This is a genomic window from Bradyrhizobium sp. B039 (assembly GCF_038965675.1).
Classification (GTDB): Bacteria; Pseudomonadota; Alphaproteobacteria; order Rhizobiales; family Xanthobacteraceae; genus Bradyrhizobium; species Bradyrhizobium diazoefficiens.
In genome coordinates this window covers 6,900,094-6,913,707 of record NZ_CP152416.1, presented here as the reverse complement: position 1 = coordinate 6,913,707, position 13,614 = coordinate 6,900,094, and the positions used below count along the sequence as shown (strand labels likewise).

Sequence of the window (13,614 nt, the reverse complement as noted above, 5' to 3'; positions counted from 1 at the left end):
CGGGATGTCGAGGGCCAACGAAAACGGCCCCGGTGGGTTCCGGGGCCGTTTGCGTCACAATGTCCTGTCGCTTTAGCGGGTCGCGGCGCCGAGCTCCGCGCGGCGCTCGGTCATCGGCAGCACGATCACCTTGGTGCCGACGCTGACGCGGGAGTAGAGGTCGGTGACGTCGTCGTTGGTCAGGCGGATGCAGCCTGAGGAGACGTGCTTGCCGATCGTGTCCGGCGCGTTGGTGCCGTGGATGCGGTAGATGGTGCCGCCGAGATACATGGCGCGGGCCCCTAACGGGTTGCCGGGGCCGCCGGCCATGTGGCGCGGCAGATAGGGCTGGCGGACGATCATCTCCGGCGGCGGGGTCCAATCCGGCCACTCGGCCTTCTTGGTCACCGACTGGACGCCGGACCAGGTGAAGCCGTCGCGGCCGACGCCGATGCCGTAACGAACGGCCTGGCCGTTGCCCAGCACGTAATAGAGATAGGTGTTGGGCGTATCGATGATGATGGTGCCCGGCGCTTCGCGCGTCGCGTAGGAGACGGTCTGGCGGCGGAAGCGGGCCGGCATCTCGACCGTGTCCTGATCCTCGGAAGGAGCTGCCTGGTAGGGCGTTGCCTGGTAAGGCTGATAGGGCTGGATCGGCTGCGGCGCGGCCATCGGGGGCAGCGGCTGGAAGAAGGGGAAGAGCTGCACCGGCGCGGCCTTGGCCGGACCTGCGAATGCGATTGCGGAGATCGCCACTGCGCTGAAAGCAACGGCGCGCGAGTACGTCTTGAACGTGTCCAGATTGAACATGTGATCGCCCCTGTTTGCGCGGGTGTTCGTGGTCACCCCGGCACCGTTGCGGTGCTCTGTTGCCTGGATCACTAACGGAAAGAAGTTTCGGGACGTTTGCGCGGAAAACCGAAAACGGTTTCATCGCGGCAAGGATTGTTTCATGACAGTTTCGTGGCCGCGTGGGTCCGTTAACGAACAAAACACCGGGCCGACACTTCTGTGACGTCACACGCCTGAAATATCCGTGGTTGATGGTCCAAAGCCGAGAATCATCAAACTCTCGGGATTTCCCCATGCGGGTATTAATCGCGACTGACGCCTGGCATCCGCAGGTTAACGGGGTGGTCCGGACGCTCACCTCGCTGGCGGGCGCCGCCAAGGCGCTCGACGTCGAGATCGACTTCCTCACGCCGGAAGGCTTTCCGTCGTGGCCGCTGCCGACCTATCCGGGCCTGCGTATTGCGCTGCCGAGCGCTAAGGAGATCGCGCGGCGGATCGAGAAGGCCGCACCGGAAGCGCTGCACATCGCGACCGAAGGGCCGATCGGCTGGGCCGCGCGGGCGTATTGCCGCCGCAACCGGCTCGCCTTCACCACCTCCTACACCACGCGCTTTCCGGAATATGTCTCGGTGCGGACCGGCATCCCCGCGAGCGTTGGCTATGCCGTGCTGCGCCACTTCCACGATGCCGCCGCCATGACCATGGTGGCGACGCCCTCGCTGCGGCAGGAGCTGTCCGAGCGCGGCTTCAAGCGGCTCGGCTTCTGGACGCGCGGCGTCAACACCGAGCTGTTCCACCCGGACTCTCCGGCCAAGCTCGCCCTGCCGCGCCCGATCTTCATGACCATGGGCCGGGTGGCGGTGGAGAAGAATCTCGAAGCGTTCCTCGCGCTCGATCTGCCCGGCACCAAGGTCGTCGTCGGCGACGGCCCGCAGAAGGCGGCGCTCGAAAAGAAATATCCGGACGCGGTCTTCCTCGGTGAGAAGAAGGGCGCGGATCTCACGGCGCATCTCGCGGCTGCCGACGTCTTCGTGTTTCCGAGCCTGACCGACACGTTCGGCGTGGTGCAGTTGGAGGCGCTCGCCTGCGGCACGCCGGTTGCGGCGTTCCCGGTGACGGGCCCGAAGGACGTCATCGCCGATCATCCGATCGGTGCGATCGACCACGATCTGCGCACCGCGTGCCTGCGCGCGCTCACCATGTCGCGCGAGACCTGCCGCAACTTCGCGCTGGAGCGCTCCTGGGAGAACAGCGCGCGCCAGTTCGTCGGAAACCTCACCTCACTTCAGCCCAGCCGCGCCTTGCGCGCCTCGCCGGTGATGGTGCGGCGGCCGGTGCGCGGTTGATCCACCCTTTGAACCCCAGCGAGAACCTCACCGATGGCTAAGATCATGAACCTTGACGGCACCCAGCAGCTCGACCTCACCCGCGGCACGGTCGAGCAGGCCTACGATCGCTGGGCGCCCGTCTACGATCTCGTGTTCGGCGGCGTGTTCGCCAAGGGCCGGCAGGCCGCGATCGCAGCCACCAACAAGATCGGCGGCCGCGTGCTCGAGGTCGGCGTCGGCACCGGCATCTCGCTGCCGCTCTACGCCCCGAACCTGCGCATCTTCGGCACCGACATTTCGGAAGCGATGCTCGACAAGGCGCGCCAGCGCGTCGCCGAAGGCAAGCTGAAGAACGTCGAAGGGCTTGCGGTGATGGATGCCGAGAAGCTCGAATTCCCCGACAATTCCTTCGACGTCGTAATGGCGCAATATGTCGTCACCGCCGTGCCGAACCCGGAGAAGGCGCTGGACGAATTCGCCCGCGTGCTGCGTCCGGGCGGCGAGCTGATCATCCTGACCCGCGTCAGCGCCGATGCCGGCATGCGCCGTTTCATCGAGCAGAAGCTGCAGCCGGTGGTGCGTCCGCTCGGCTTCCGCACCGCCGAGTTCGCCTGGTCGCGCTATGCCAAGTGGCTGGCCGGCGCCCCCGGCATCGAGCTCGCCGAGCGCCGCCTGATTCCGCCGCTCGGCCATTTCTCGCTGGTGCGCTTCCGCAAGGTCGACGTCGCCAAGGCCGCGTGACTGCTGCTCCTCATGGTGAGGAGGCGCGTGGCGCCGTCTCCCGGACGATGCTTCGCATCGCTCGAAGGATGAAGGCCCGTGCTGCTGCACCTCGGCCTTCATCCTTCGAGACGCGCGTTCCGCGCTCCTCAGGATGAGGGGCAGAGTAACACGTGCGTCATCGCGCCGCTGCACATCGTCACATGACAAAATGATGATGTCACACGGCGTACATCGAATCCCTGTAATCCCGTACCCGAAAGCATTTTGGGGGAGAGCATGATCAAGAATTATCTCGAGCAGCTGCGGATCCAGCGCTGGGACGACCATCGCTACTATCACCACAGCCGCATCAATCAGAGCCTGCACTTCATCAGCGCACTGAGCTTCCTCTTCGCCTACGTCTGGCTGTTCGTCGATCCCGTGATCTCGGCGCTGGTCGGCTGGCTGGTCTCGATGACCTCGCGCCAGGCCGGTCACTTCTTCTTCGAGCCGCATACTTACGACCACATCAACCAGGCGACGCACGAGTACAAGGAAGAGATCAAGGTCGGCTACAACCTTCAGCGCAAGGTGGTGCTGATGGCGATCTGGGCGGCCTCGCCGCTGGTGTTGCTTGCCGATCCGACGCTGTTCGGCCTGTTCACGCCCTGGGCGAGCGCGACCGATTTCATGCGGCAGGTCGCCAAGATCTGGCTCGTGGTCGGCGGCGGCGGTCTTCTGTTCCGCACCGTGCACCTGTTCTTCATCCGCGACGTCGAGACCGGCCTCGTCTGGATGACCAAGATCCTGACCGACCCCTTCCACGATCTGATGCTCTATCGCAACGCGCCGCTCGCCCTGATGCGCGGCGAGCTGATGGACCCCGGCCTGCACCTCAACCCCGAGCACACGCTGGGCCTGATCTCCGAGCCCACGCTCGAAGAGCAGCACGCCTGAGCGCGCTGCGTAAACACAACACTCCGATGTCTGATGGTTGCGTCATGCCCGGGCTCGTCCCGGGCATCCACGTCTTGGGGGCCTTTTCGCCTCTCCCCGCGCGCGGGGAGAGGCCGACGCGCGTAGCGCGGCGGGTGAGGGGGGCTCTCCGCGGGGGCGTGGCTAGCCGATCGCTCGCCAACTCTCACCGCGCTCGCGGTGAGTCCCCCTCACCCCAACCCTCTCCCCGCAAGCGGGGAGAGGGGGAGGATAGGGCGGTGTTCGGGGCGCAGCGAAAAGCCTCAGCGCCCGAAACGCTTGGCCAGCATCTCTTTCAAAATCTGCCGCTTGATGTTCTTGTTGGTGAGCGCGCCGTCGTGCCACCAGAAGCCGTCGGCCTTCATCTTCTCGGCCGCACGGACGAAGCGTTCGGCCACTTCCGTGAAGTCGGCGTCGGTGTAGTTGAGGCTGAAGATCAGCCGGCCGGTGCCGACCCAGCTCAGCGCCAGGCCTTCGGCGCGCAGGTAATATTGCAGCATCCAGTTGTAGCGGGACGGCGTGGTGTATTTCACCGTCCAGATCGACGAGAAGTTTGCGAACCGTACCGGCAGATCGGCGCTCTCCATCATCTGGTTGAGCTTTTCCGCGCGGCCGTTCCAGGTCGCGTCCAGCCCGTCATAGATGGCGCGGAAGTTCGGGCTGGCGAGCCGGCTCAAAAACTCGTCCATCGCCGTCATGACGTAGGGATGCGAGTTGAAGGTGCCGCGGGCGAAGCAGATGTCGGCGGGACGATCGTCGCGGAAGCGGCGCATCAATTCCTTCTTGCCGCAGACCACGCCGACCGGCAGGCCGCCGGCGAGGCTCTTGCCGTAGGTCACCATGTCGGCCTTGACGCCAAAGTATTCCTGGGCGCCGCCGGCGGCGAGACGGAAGCCGACGAAGACCTCGTCGAAGATCAGCACGATGCCGCGCTCGGTGCAGACCTCGCGCAGCTTCTTGAGCCACTCGGTGTAGGCCGCGCGATCGAAATTGCCGCCACGGGAGCTGTCGACCAGCGAGGAGTCGCCGGGCGCGTTGCCGTTCGGATGCAGGCCCTGCAGCGGATTGACCAGCACGCAGGCGATGTCCTTGCGCGTGCGCAGCACATGCAGCGTCTTCTCGGACATCTCGGCGAGGGTGTAGGTCTCGTGTGCGGGAATCGGATTGCCGACGCCGGGCTGCACGTCGCCCCACCAGCCGTGATAGGCCCCCGCGAAGCGAACCAGATGCGTGCGTCTGGTGTGGTAGCGCGCGAGCCGCACCGCCTGCATCACGGCTTCGGTGCCGGACATGTGGAACGAGACCTCGTCGAGGCCGGAGATCTGGCAGAGCCGCTGCACGTTCTCGAGGATGACGGGGTGATAGGGGCCGAGCACGGGTCCGAGCGCATGCGCCCGCTTCTCGGAGCCCTCGATGCACTCCTTGTAGAAGTCGTTGCCGAAGATGTTGACGCCGTACGACCCCGTGAGGTCGTACGAGGTGTTGCCGTCGACATCGGTGACGGTGACGCCACGCGAGGACTCCATGAAGGTCGAGGTGCCCAGGTGCTCGCGGACGAGGCGCGAGAACTGGAACGGCACGCGGTAGCTCTCGGTGAAGTTCAGGTCGGAAATCGTTTCCGCGGCCTCCTTGGTCATCGCGCGCCCCTTGGGGTAGCGCTCGGCGTAGAGGCTTGCGAGGCGGAAGAAGCCGTCCTTGCGCTGGGCCGCGATGTTCGCCGGCGCGCCGTCGCAAGAGAAGTAGTCGTTCTCTCCGAACTCGTAGAACGGGAGCAGCCGGGCCACCCGGCGCGACATCTTGGAGTGCCCGGCGAGCGAGCGGTGCTTGGCGCGGGAGAGTTCGATCCGCGCCTTGAGCTTCGGGAAGGCGGCGGCAGCGGACGCTGCGGCGGCCACGGACATCGAGAGAATCGGGAGTGTCGTTTCCATGACAACAAGCGCTAATACTGCGAGCTGACAGATTCATGACAGTCAAAGCCCTCATCGCCTCTTTCACCCAGCAGGAAGACCTCAACTTTCTGTTGACCAACCGCATCCCCCGCGCCGCGCTGACCCGCTTCATGGGCTGGTTCTCCAAGATCGAGAATCCGCTTGTGCGGGACTTCTCGATCGCGCTGTGGAAGCTGTTCTCCGACCTCGATTTGTCGGAGGCGCGGAAAACGCATTTCAAGAGCCTGCACGACTGCTTCACCCGGGAGCTCAAGCCGGGCCTGCGGCCGTTCGATCCGGACCCTTCCGTCGTCGCGAGCCCCTCGGACGGCATCGTCAGCGCGCATGGCCGGATCGCCGATACCGAGCTGTTCCAGGTCAAGGGCGCGCCCTATTCGCTGCTGGACCTGCTCGGCGATTCCGCCCTGGTCGACCAGCACCGCAACGGATCCTTCGTCACGCTGCGGCTGACCTCGAGCATGTATCACCGCTTTCATGCGCCCTATGACGCCCATATCGAGCGCGTCACGCTAATCCATGGCGATGTCTGGAACGTCAATCCGATCGCGCTGAAGCGGGTCGAGCGTCTGTTCTGCAAGAACGAGCGCGCGGTGATCCGCACGCATCTGTCGACCGGCGAGGCGGTGACGCTGGTGCCGGTCGCCGCGATCCTGGTCGCGAGCATCCGCCTGCACTTCCTCGACATGGTGCTGAACGCGCAGACGAAGGGTCCGGTCAACTTCCCCTGCGACGTCAATGTGAGCAAAGGCGAGGAGCTCGGCTGGTTCGAGCACGGCTCGACCATCATTATCCTGGCGCCCGGCGATTTCAAATTCTGCGACGGCATCGCCGAGGGCACCCGCATTCGCGCCGGTCAAGCGCTGCTCGGGAGAAAGTAGCCTTCAATCCGCCGTCCCCGCCGCCTATATGGTCGGCGGGACGAATAGATCGACACGGATTTGGTGATGGCGCGGGCGCCGGTGATGGCGGCGGGGGGTATTGTGCTACGGCGTGGCGCGCCGCCGCTGATCGCGGTCGTGCGCCAGCGCAAGCGCAACGAATGGGTTTTGCCGAAGGGCAAGCTCGACGACGGCGAGACGCCGAAACAGGCCGCGCACCGCGAGGTGCTGGAAGAGACCGGTCACGAGGTCGCCATCCACGAATTCCTGGGCACGCTCGTCTATCAGTCGGGCGGCCGCTCCAAGGTCGTGCATTTCTGGCGCATGGAGGCCGACGGCGGTCCGGTCCGCAAGCTGATGAACGACATCAAGGCGGTCGACTGGCTGACTCTGGACGATGCCATCTCGCGCCTGTCGCGCGAATACGAGCGCGCTTTCCTGATCCAGACCGGTCCGATCGCGATTGCCGCCGCCGGCCTTGCATCTTTGCCCGCACCCGAGCCGCGGCCGGCGAGCGACGACGTCGATGCAGCCTTGCAGGCGCTGACGCCCGCCGAGGCTGCGTCGGTCGACGAGCTGCGCCACGGTCTGTTGCAAAAGGTGAAGGCCTGGCTGCGCGGCGAGGCGTGAGACTTCTTCACGCCGCCCTGCTTGCGGGTTTGGAAGCATCCGCGAGTTAGTATGGTTGGGATAGTGTCAACTCCCTCCAAATCGTCATTGCGAGCGCAGCGCGCTGACGCACGTTACCGCCGCTCTTTCTTCTCCTTCGGAGCGGGCGCCGGCTTGCGTGGCGCTGCGGGGCGTTGTGCGGCGGGCGGGCGCTGCTGGAATCCGCCCTGGCGCTGGATGCCGCCGGGCTGCTGGATCGCGGGCGGCTGGCCCGGCTGCAATCCGGTGCGCGGCGTTTGCGGCTGCGGTGTCGCGCCCGGCTGCGGCGGCACGGCTGCTCCGGGCTGCGCCGGAGTCTGGCCGGCGCGCGGCGGCTGGGTTTGCGGCGTGCCGCCGGGTTGGACGCCGGGTCCGGTGCGCGGTGCGCCGGCCGGCCGGCCCGCACCATGCTGCTGACCCTGTTGCTGCTGGCCTGCGCGCTGGCCACCCGGCTGCACCGCGCCGCCCTGTCCTTGTTGTCCCTGGCCCTGCCGCTGCGGCGGCTGCGCGCCTTGCCGGTTTGGCGTGCCCGGCTGCTGCTGACCCGGACGGTTGTTCTGGCCGGGCTGGCCGTTCGGCCGCTGCGGCTGTTGGCCCGGCGCCGTCGTCGGCCGCAATTGTTGCTGCTGCGGCGGCTGCGCCGGCCGCGGGATGCGGCTGATCGCGGTCGGATTGGCGCGGCGGAAGTCGCGCTGCTCGGTGACGATCTGGCGGCCCGTAGTCTGCGCCAGATGCACCTGGCTGACAAAGCCGCGGTCGCGCGCGATCTGCTGCGGGGCAATGGTGATCGGCACGGCCGCAAAGCGCATGCCGCCGGGCCCGCCCGTGCCGGGGCGGATCGCAAAGCCGCTTGCGGCTTGCGTCAGCGCGCCGAGCCGCGTGCCGCTGGTGCGGTCGTTGACTTCGATGTGCCCGACCCGGCCGTCGGCGTCGGGATAGAGTTTGATGTTGACGTTGCTGGCGCTGCTCGCGGCCGCGCCCTCGGGCACGTCGACGACGCCGGTGGTGCCGCGGATGCCGAGCGTCGCGGTCGGCGTCGCGATCTTCATGTCGCCGGTCTTCGCCACCGCCGCCGCAACGAAGGCAACCGTGCCCTTGCCGATGTCGAAGATCGCCGAATTCTGCTTGCCGCCGTCCTCATAGACGTAATTGTCGATGGTGATCCTGGCGCTGGCGGAGAGGTTGAACGTGGTCGAATCGTTGAAGGTGATGCCGAGCGAGGAGTTCGACGAGGTCTGCACGACGTCGTTGAGATAGATGTCGTCGCGCACGCGCAGCGGATAAGAATTCTTGTCGCGGATCACGGTCGCGATCCCCGTGACGGTCGCGACGTTGCCGATCGGCTCGACGGTGGCGGATTGCGCGTCCGCGGCCGGTGTCGGCGAGGCGGCGGGCGTCGGGGAGGGGGCGGGCGCCGGCTGGGCCTGCGGCTGGGCTTGCGCAAGCTCGATTGCATCGGATGCACAAGCCACGCTCGCGCCGGCCAGCGGCAAGGCCAGCAGCGGAAGCGCGAACACGAAGCGGCGCCAGGCCACCATTGAAATCACGAGGGAGTCCCGGTGAGAAACGCGAGGCGAGATCGGCCGATTTCAGCCTGATTGAGCTGAATGGCGGATGAACGTCTGTCGCATGGGAGAGGCGAACGTTCAAACGCCACGTCCCGGTGTCAGGGACGTGGCGCCATCATAAAAACAAGAAGGCATTTCTGCCGCTGATGCCTTCGGCGTCAGCTCACGCGCTTCCAGGTCTGGCCGCCGCAGAACATCCCGCCGAAGGCGCAACCCTGCACGCGCATCGCGTTCGGGCCCTTCATCGCGATGGTCGAGTCGTAGTTGCGGCCGGAGTCGGGGTCGTGGATGCGGCCGCTCCACTTCGAGCCTTCGGGCTTCATGTTGATCAGGATGCGCTCGTTGGTCTTCTCGGCGTAGCCGCACAGATTGGCGCCGCACTGCTCGACGCGGACATTGCCCTTGTTCTCTTCGGTCGCCCAGACGCCGATCGGCGTGTTGGCGGCCGGCGCCGGCGCGGCGGCCACCGGAGCCGGAGCGGGAGCAACGGCGACCGGCGCGGGCGCAGCAACGGGTGCGGGCTGCACCGTGTTGTCGAAGCCGACGGACGGAGCGGCGGCAACCGTCGTGGCGGAAGCTGCGGGGGCGGCAATCGCAGGGGCGGCCGGCGCGGTCGCCTGGACCGGCGCCTGCTGCACGGGCTGCTGCTGCACCGGAGCCGGCACGGGCTGCGCGGTGGTGGTGGCCGGAGCCGGCGTGGTGTCGACGTCATCGTCCTTGGAGCCAAGGCCCTTGAGGTTGATGTTGTTCAGCTTGATCGGCTTGTCCGACAGGCCCGGCGCCACGATGGTCACGCAGTCGAGCGAGGCGCAGTTGCGCGGCGTCTCGATGCGGATGCGCTGGCCCTCGATCTGGAACGAGATCGAATTGCCGGCATGCGCGGCCGCGGTCGACGCGAGGAAGAGTGCGGTGGCGGCGATGGTGAGCTTGTTCATGACAACCTCCGAAAAAAGCGTGGTCCCGATATGGACTGAAGTCGCTGGTGGATGAAACGTGGTTCGACCCTACGCCCGACCCGTCCCGCCTTCCGTGATGGACGTCACAAGGACCCGTGGCGCCTGGGTGAGCCAGCGCACATTCAGCCGCATTTCATCCCGCGTAACCTCGTCGCGACAGAGAGAGGGAGGCGCCGATGACGCGGCTTGCGACTTCGCTTGGCATATTGATCGCGCTGCTGGCGGTTGCGCCTCCAGCCCAGGCCGGTTCCTACTCCTTCTCGATCGGCGGCCACCGGTTCCATGTCGAGGCGCCCAGGAATTGCCGGTCCGCGTCCTGCGTCTCGATTTCCTCCAATCGCGGCTTTCGGCCGGCGGAGGACGTCGCCATGACGCCTGCTGCGCCTGGCCCACCGCCGGTCGTCCAGGCGCCGCAGCCGGTCTATCCGGCAACCCCGGCCCGGCCGCCACAGGCGATTGCGGTCGCGCCGTCACCGGCGCTGCCGCCCCCCGTGCTCGCCGCGACGACATCGCAGCCCGTTGTGCTGCCGCCGGCGCCAAGACCGGAGGCACCAAGGATCGAGGCCATGAGCCCCAATCCGCCACGGGTCGAGCTGTCGCGCACAGGTCCGCCGAAGCCGATCGCGCTCGATCCGCCGCGCATGGAGCCGCCCGTCGTCGCGCCGAGGCCCGAAATCAAGCCGGCTACCACGATCGCACAGCGCAGTGACGACGAGTCGCCCGGCATGCCGCTCGGGCAGTGGGAAAGCGACGGCGCCAAGGGCACGGTCCGCATCGAACGCTGCGGCTCCGCGCTCTGCGGCTATGCGCTGACCGAGGCGTCGAGCAGGGGCGAGAGCGTGCTCGTCAACATGAAGCAGAAATCGCACGACGTCTGGACCGGCAGCATCTACAGCCGCTCCACCGGCAACACTTACTATGCGAGGATGACGCTGAAGAGTCCCGGCAAGCTCTACGTCGAGGCCTGCGCGCTCGGCCACTTCTGGTGCTCCGGCAACGACTGGACGCGCATTGAGGAGCCGCAGGAGCGGCTGGCCACGACGTCGCGGCAATGGGGCGCGCGGTCGTAGCAATGTAGTCGGCTTGCCCTCGCCCTCCAGAGGAGGGCAAGCGGTCTTCGGTGTGGTTGATCGATGGCCGCTAGATCATGCCGAGCACGATGGCGCCGACGAAGGCCATGGCGAGGTACGCGGTGATCACGCTCAGTCTCCCGGCGAACGTCATTCCGTTGCTCCCAAGAATACTGGCTCCCAAGAATCCTGGCTGCCAAGAATCCTGCGCTGGAGGATGCTCCGCTGGAGCAGGCTCCCGCCGCTCGCGCGCCCAACTAATATGGTTAACAGAAAGTCTCGTTGTGAAAAAGGCAGCCTTGCTGTCGCTCATCTCCAGGAGCCGGCGCTCGTCCCGGGCCGGCATGGTTAAGGAAGGCTGAAATCAACACGTTGAAGAGTCTTTAAGTAAATTCACCGAACGTGCGTGCATGACGCGCGGAGTTCGTTTGTATCTCGTCGGCTCCATCGTCCTTGTTTCGCTAGCGGGTTGCGGACGCGGCTTCTTCCAGGCCGAACGTGAACCGTGGCGGGCCGAGGCCGAAGCGGCGTGCCTGAAATCGGGTGCGGTCAGGGAGAGTGCGGACATCGTCCGCATCGACCCGATCTCCGGGCCCGGCAGCTGCGGCGCGGAGTTTCCGCTCAAGGTCGCCGCCATCGGCGAAGCCTCGGGCAGCTACGGCTTTGCCGACGAGGAACTGCGCCCGCCGGGCAATGTCGGCAGCCAGCCGCGCTGGCCGGTGACGCAGCCGCGATCGAATTATCCGCAGGGCCAGAATTCTCCGGCATCTTCCTATCCGCAGCGGTCGAACTATCCCGAGAGCGCCGTGCGCCAGCCTTCCGGTTATGGCGCCTCGTCCGGGCCGATGTCACTGAACGCGCCCGGCGTAGCGCCGGAGGAAGACGAGATCGACCTGCCGCCCGAAGGCACCGATGCCGCGGGCGCGGCGCGCTACATGAATGCGCCGAGCTATCCGGCGCGGCAGCCCGGTCCCGCACCTTATTCGCAGGCGCCCGCGCAGCAGCCGCTACCGCGGCTTGGTCCCGCGCAGGGCAATCCCGTCACCGCCGTCGGTCCCGTCGCGGTGAGGCCGACCGCGACGCTCGCCTGTCCGATCGTGTCCGAGCTCGACCGCTGGCTCGCCGACACCGTGCAGCCGTCGGCGATGCGCTGGTTCGGCGCCCGCGTCGTCGAGCTCAAGCAGATCTCGGCCTATTCCTGCCGCGGCATGAACGGCAATCCGCACGCCCACATTTCCGAGCACGCCTTCGGCAACGCGCTCGACATCGCCGCCTTCGTGCTCGCCGACGGCCGCCGCGTCACGGTGAAGGACGGCTGGCGCGGCATGCCGGAAGAGCAGGGCTTTCTGCGCGACGTGCAGTCGGGCGCGTGCGCGCATTTCACCACGGTGCTGGCGCCGGGCTCGAACGTCTATCACTACGATCACATCCACGTCGATCTGATGCGCCGCGCCAGCCGCCGGCTGATCTGCCAGCCGGCCGCCGTCTCCGGCGAAGAGGTCGCCGGGCGCGCGCAGCAGCGCAACCCTTACGCCGGCAGGCGCGATCCCTATGTCACCGGCTCGCTCGGAGCGCGCAAGGCAACGACGCGCAAGCAGGAGGAAGAAGAGTACGCCGACGATTAGGCGCGTTTGCCAGTAGCCCTACGCAGTCAGAATGTCATTTCGAGGCCGGCTTCGACGGTGCGGGGACCACCCCCATGCACAGCTGCACCTCGCCGGGGACGTTGTAGGTGCGCATGATATGGCGGCTGTCGCGCAAGCCGGACGCCTCACGTTGCACCACGAACATCCAGAGCGCCTGGCCGGCTTCCATCACCAGCTTGCGCCTCGCCGCCTGCATCGAGGCCGGCGTCCCCGAGGCTGCGTGGGCGGCGTCGAACTCGCGCAAGCGCGCAAGGCTCTGCTCGAGTGTGCGGCCCATCCGTCCAAGCGCCGAGGCCTGTTCCTGGACGATCTCATAATGGAGGATATCGACAGGCGGGCGAAGATCACGGGACATGGCCGCAAATATAATGCCGCGAGACCGGCATGCGCAACGCGTGGCGTGCTCGCCGTTACTTCGCCCGGTACGCCGCCAGGAACATCCGCGTCGCGCTGTCGACCACTTCGGTCATGCGCTCTTCCGACGGCGCGGGCGCGGCCTGGAAGACGAAGGGCAGGAAGAGCGAGGCCTTGCACAGTTCCATGAACTGCGAGGCGGCAAGGTCGCAATCGTCGATCGTGAGATCGCCGGCGGCGGCGCGGGCTTTGAGATAATCGGAGAGGCGGTTGATGGTCTTGTCCAGCACCCGCGCGTAGTAGCGGCGGCCGACATCGGGCATGCGCTCGGCGATCGCCATCACGGTGCGGATCGCCGATCCGCCGCCCGGCCGGCAGAGCAGATGGATGTAGGCCCGGCCGAACTCATTCAGCGTGGTCTCGGCATCGCGGGCGGGATCGAAATTGAACACGACCTGGCCGTGCTGTAGCGCCTCCTGCTCGAGGATGGCTTCGAACAGCGCGCATTTGTCGGCGAAGTAGACATAGAGCGTGCCCTTGGAGACCTGCGCCGCGCGCGCGATCTCGCCCATGCTGGCGCCGTCGAAGCCGAGATCCATGAACACCTTGCGGGCCCCGTCCAGGATCTGGCGGCGCTTGGAGCTGTCCTCCTCCTGGATGACGTGCAGATGTTCGCTGGCAGCTACAACCATTGGTTCAGGGTCTCGGAAGGTTTCTGGACGAGGTGCCGAACTATGAAACGCAAATAAAGGATTCGGGCCAGTAGGGT

The 13,614-nt window shown here is 66.5% G+C and carries 14 protein-coding genes; 7 read left to right on the top strand and 7 right to left on the bottom strand.

Translation table 11 applies throughout. From position 1 onward, the window contains the following. Window positions 1-72: 72 nt before the first annotated feature. Window positions 73-789, bottom strand: a complete 717-nt coding sequence (locus AAFG50_RS32810; RefSeq protein ID WP_028176273.1) for a L,D-transpeptidase — start codon at window positions 787-789, stop codon at window positions 73-75. Between the two features lie 275 nt (window positions 790-1,064). On the opposite strand from AAFG50_RS32810, the gene AAFG50_RS32805 reads away from it, so the two are divergent. The 3 genes from AAFG50_RS32805 (at window position 1,065) to AAFG50_RS32795 (ending at window position 3,758) form a co-directional block, all read left to right on the top strand. Then, window positions 1,065-2,117 (top strand): glycosyltransferase family 1 protein, encoded by a 1,053-nt coding sequence (locus AAFG50_RS32805; protein ID WP_028176272.1) that lies wholly within the window; start codon window positions 1,065-1,067, stop codon window positions 2,115-2,117. Between the two features lie 33 nt (window positions 2,118-2,150). Then, window positions 2,151-2,840, top strand: a complete 690-nt coding sequence (locus AAFG50_RS32800) for a methyltransferase domain-containing protein (RefSeq protein WP_011089374.1) — start codon at window positions 2,151-2,153, stop codon at window positions 2,838-2,840. Window positions 2,841-3,098: 258 nt separating this feature from the next. Then, window positions 3,099-3,758 carry a hypothetical protein gene (locus tag AAFG50_RS32795; protein ID WP_028176271.1) on the top strand — a complete coding sequence of 220 codons (660 nt, stop codon included), beginning with the start codon at window positions 3,099-3,101 and terminating at the stop codon, window positions 3,756-3,758. Window positions 3,759-4,039: 281 nt separating this feature from the next. On the opposite strand, the gene AAFG50_RS32790 is transcribed toward AAFG50_RS32795, so the two are convergent. Next, entirely contained in the window at window positions 4,040-5,704 is a 1,665-nt protein-coding gene (locus tag AAFG50_RS32790) for an aminotransferase class III-fold pyridoxal phosphate-dependent enzyme (RefSeq protein WP_039185817.1), read from the bottom strand. A gap of 35 nt (window positions 5,705-5,739) precedes the next feature. Between AAFG50_RS32790 and asd the strand changes: the two genes are divergently transcribed. After that, the gene (asd, locus tag AAFG50_RS32785; RefSeq protein WP_028176269.1) at window positions 5,740-6,603 is read left to right on the top strand and encodes an archaetidylserine decarboxylase; all 864 of its coding nucleotides are present in this window, start codon (window positions 5,740-5,742) and stop codon (window positions 6,601-6,603) included. Window positions 6,604-6,669: 66 nt separating this feature from the next. Beyond that, window positions 6,670-7,233: an NUDIX hydrolase gene (locus AAFG50_RS32780; protein ID WP_028176268.1), complete on the top strand. Its 564-nt coding sequence runs from the start codon at window positions 6,670-6,672 to the stop codon at window positions 7,231-7,233. 113 nt (window positions 7,234-7,346) lie between these two features. Here AAFG50_RS32780 and AAFG50_RS32775 read toward each other — a convergent pair whose 3' ends face one another. Further along, the gene (locus AAFG50_RS32775) at window positions 7,347-8,789 is read right to left on the bottom strand and encodes a FecR domain-containing protein (protein WP_039185813.1); all 1,443 of its coding nucleotides are present in this window, start codon (window positions 8,787-8,789) and stop codon (window positions 7,347-7,349) included. A gap of 188 nt (window positions 8,790-8,977) precedes the next feature. Beyond that, window positions 8,978-9,754 carry a DUF2147 domain-containing protein gene (locus AAFG50_RS32770; protein WP_028176266.1) on the bottom strand — a complete coding sequence of 259 codons (777 nt, stop codon included), beginning with the start codon at window positions 9,752-9,754 and terminating at the stop codon, window positions 8,978-8,980. A gap of 197 nt (window positions 9,755-9,951) precedes the next feature. On the opposite strand from AAFG50_RS32770, the gene AAFG50_RS32765 reads away from it, so the two are divergent. After that, window positions 9,952-10,845: a DUF2147 domain-containing protein gene (locus tag AAFG50_RS32765; RefSeq protein WP_028176265.1), complete on the top strand. Its 894-nt coding sequence runs from the start codon at window positions 9,952-9,954 to the stop codon at window positions 10,843-10,845. 70 nt (window positions 10,846-10,915) lie between these two features. Here the strand turns inward: AAFG50_RS32765 and AAFG50_RS32760 are convergent, their stop codons facing one another. Further along, on the bottom strand, window positions 10,916-11,158 hold the full coding sequence (locus tag AAFG50_RS32760) for a hypothetical protein (RefSeq protein WP_162185870.1): 243 nt from the start codon (window positions 11,156-11,158) through the stop codon (window positions 10,916-10,918). 97 nt (window positions 11,159-11,255) lie between these two features. Here AAFG50_RS32760 and AAFG50_RS32755 point away from each other — a divergent pair, with 97 nt between their 5' ends. Next, window positions 11,256-12,470, top strand: a complete 1,215-nt coding sequence (locus AAFG50_RS32755; RefSeq protein ID WP_028176264.1) for an extensin family protein — start codon at window positions 11,256-11,258, stop codon at window positions 12,468-12,470. Window positions 12,471-12,504: 34 nt separating this feature from the next. Here the strand turns inward: AAFG50_RS32755 and AAFG50_RS32750 are convergent, their stop codons facing one another. Together AAFG50_RS32750 and AAFG50_RS32745 are read right to left on the bottom strand one after the other, a co-directional pair. Further along, window positions 12,505-12,846, bottom strand: coding sequence for a DUF6665 family protein (locus tag AAFG50_RS32750; RefSeq protein WP_028176263.1), 342 nt, complete (start codon window positions 12,844-12,846; stop codon window positions 12,505-12,507). A 55-nt stretch (window positions 12,847-12,901) separates the two neighbouring features. Then, entirely contained in the window at window positions 12,902-13,537 is a 636-nt protein-coding gene (locus tag AAFG50_RS32745; protein ID WP_028176262.1) for a TetR/AcrR family transcriptional regulator, read from the bottom strand. Window positions 13,538-13,614 lie beyond the last annotated feature (77 nt).

What these genes read in the sequence shown, in the direction of transcription:
- AAFG50_RS32765 (WP_028176265.1), top strand. Translation starts at nt 9,952, where the DNA reads ATGACGCGGCTTGCGACTTCGCTTGGCATATTGATCGCGCTGCTGGCG.
- AAFG50_RS32805 (WP_028176272.1), top strand. Translation starts at nt 1,065, where the DNA reads ATGCGGGTATTAATCGCGACTGACGCCTGGCATCCGCAGGTTAACGGG.
- AAFG50_RS32810 (WP_028176273.1), bottom strand. Translation starts at nt 789, where the DNA reads ATGTTCAATCTGGACACGTTCAAGACGTACTCGCGCGCCGTTGCTTTC.
- AAFG50_RS32790 (WP_039185817.1), bottom strand. Translation starts at nt 5,704, where the DNA reads ATGGAAACGACACTCCCGATTCTCTCGATGTCCGTGGCCGCCGCAGCG.
- AAFG50_RS32800 (WP_011089374.1), top strand. Translation starts at nt 2,151, where the DNA reads ATGGCTAAGATCATGAACCTTGACGGCACCCAGCAGCTCGACCTCACC.
- AAFG50_RS32780 (WP_028176268.1), top strand. Translation starts at nt 6,670, where the DNA reads ATGGCGCGGGCGCCGGTGATGGCGGCGGGGGGTATTGTGCTACGGCGT.
- AAFG50_RS32770 (WP_028176266.1), bottom strand. Translation starts at nt 9,754, where the DNA reads ATGAACAAGCTCACCATCGCCGCCACCGCACTCTTCCTCGCGTCGACC.
- asd (WP_028176269.1), top strand. Translation starts at nt 5,740, where the DNA reads ATGACAGTCAAAGCCCTCATCGCCTCTTTCACCCAGCAGGAAGACCTC.
- AAFG50_RS32750 (WP_028176263.1), bottom strand. Translation starts at nt 12,846, where the DNA reads ATGTCCCGTGATCTTCGCCCGCCTGTCGATATCCTCCATTATGAGATC.
- AAFG50_RS32775 (WP_039185813.1), bottom strand. Translation starts at nt 8,789, where the DNA reads ATGGTGGCCTGGCGCCGCTTCGTGTTCGCGCTTCCGCTGCTGGCCTTG.
- AAFG50_RS32745 (WP_028176262.1), bottom strand. Translation starts at nt 13,537, where the DNA reads ATGGTTGTAGCTGCCAGCGAACATCTGCACGTCATCCAGGAGGAGGAC.
- AAFG50_RS32795 (WP_028176271.1), top strand. Translation starts at nt 3,099, where the DNA reads ATGATCAAGAATTATCTCGAGCAGCTGCGGATCCAGCGCTGGGACGAC.
- AAFG50_RS32755 (WP_028176264.1), top strand. Translation starts at nt 11,256, where the DNA reads ATGACGCGCGGAGTTCGTTTGTATCTCGTCGGCTCCATCGTCCTTGTT.
- AAFG50_RS32760 (WP_162185870.1), bottom strand. Translation starts at nt 11,158, where the DNA reads ATGAGCGACAGCAAGGCTGCCTTTTTCACAACGAGACTTTCTGTTAAC.